General features: G+C 45.7%; 2 protein-coding genes and 1 pseudogene. 2 read left to right on the top strand and 1 reads right to left on the bottom strand.

The window, feature by feature from the left end; all coding sequences use genetic code 11:
- Positions 1 to 238: pseudogene (locus tag AB4232_RS20080) on the bottom strand (acetoacetate--CoA ligase); the annotation flags it as partial.
- Positions 239 to 437: 199 nt separating this feature from the next.
- Here AB4232_RS20080 and phhA point away from each other — a divergent pair.
- The gene (phhA, locus tag AB4232_RS20075) at positions 438 to 1,232 is read left to right on the top strand and encodes a phenylalanine 4-monooxygenase (RefSeq protein ID WP_009846042.1); all 795 of its coding nucleotides are present in this window, start codon (positions 438 to 440) and stop codon (positions 1,230 to 1,232) included.
- On the top strand, positions 1,222 to 1,446 hold a 225-nt coding region (locus tag AB4232_RS20070), incomplete at its 3' end, for a 4a-hydroxytetrahydrobiopterin dehydratase (protein ID WP_372087849.1). The genes phhA and AB4232_RS20070, both read left to right, overlap by 11 nt.

The following is a 1,446-nucleotide window of genomic DNA, read 5'->3' as shown; positions in this document are numbered from 1 at the left end:
TATCAATACTGTCTTGCGAGCCCACCATTCCACAAAACTGCCAAACGTTCTGCCAAAACGACTCGGGATGTTCCACAGACCATTGATGAAGCTCCGTGTAGTTTTTCCATTCCGTCTCTAGCCCTAAGTCTTGTGGCTTTAATCCTGACAGAGTGAGGCTATCCATAAATCGGGTTACGTTGGCGTGTGCGATACGCTGGTCGCTAGGCTGCCAAATTGGCTTATTGCTTTCGTGCATTCCTTTACCTTTAACAAAATGTTAACGATTTCAGTCTGGTATTTAGGTTTTACAAAGTCAAAAGATCAGCAAAATAAGGGTTCGTCGGAACTGTGTAAACAAAATGTTACACGATCGCTTGTTTCGAAAAATCGCGCAAATTGGCGGATATAAGGAGTGGAGATAGGCTTAAAGTGAGACATTCGAAAGGAGGTGTGTAATGACTCAATATCATTCTAAGCCCGTGAGCCAAGAGGGATGGGTTGAGTGGAGCCTCGAAGAAGACGCCATTTGGCACGACTTAGTGAAAAGGCAACTGGACGCCATTAATGACCGCGCATGCGATGCTTATTTGCACGGTTTGACCCTGCTGGATCTGCCATTAGACAGAGTCCCTCAGCTTCCAGAGATAAACAAGGTGCTAATGGAAACAACAGGTTGGCAGGTTCAGCCTGTGCCCGCATTGATCGATTTCGACCGATTCTTTGATTTGCTCGCTAATAAAAAATTCCCAGTTGCGACATTTCTGAGAACGCGAGATGAGTTCGATTACTTACAAGAACCTGATTTCTTTCATGAAATTTTCGGCCACTGTGCCATGCTCACCAATGCCGATTTCGCGGCTTTCACTGAGCATTATGGAAAACTAGGCCAAGCCGCCACATCTAAACAGCGCGCCTATCTTGCCCGTTTGTATTGGTTTACGGTTGAGTTCGGTTTAGTAAAAGAGGGACAAAAACTGAAAATTTACGGCGGTGGTATTCTCTCGTCTCCGGCGGAAACCATGTATGCATTGGGTGGTGATTTGGCGGTTCGTGAGCGGTTCGATCTGCAAACGGTGTTAAGAACTCCTTATCGCATCGACATCATGCAGCCGAAGTATTACGTGATCGACGAGCTGTCTGAGCTCTTCCAAATCAGTCAGGAAAACCTATTACAGCAAGCTGATCTCGCCATCGATGCGGGGTTACTACCACCACTTTTTGAACCCAAGGAACCAACACATGTTGAATGAACAAAAATGCGAAGCCTGCAGTATCGACGCTATTGCCCTAAGTGAAGATGAACAACAATCTTTACTGTTGGAGTTGTCTGATTGGCTGATCATCGAAAGAGATGGCATCCCACAGCTTGAGAAGGTGTTTAAGTTTAAGAACTACAAACAAGCGTGGGCATTCAGCAACAAAGTGTCAGAGTTAGCAGAAGAAGAGTTCCATCACCCTTCGATC

The organism is Vibrio sp. 10N.286.46.A8 (genome assembly GCF_041470165.1).
In the GTDB taxonomy this organism is placed as follows: domain Bacteria; phylum Pseudomonadota; class Gammaproteobacteria; order Enterobacterales; family Vibrionaceae; genus Vibrio; species Vibrio tasmaniensis_A.
Note: the sequence above shows the minus strand (reverse complement) of the source record. Positions and strands in the feature narration are given on the sequence as shown.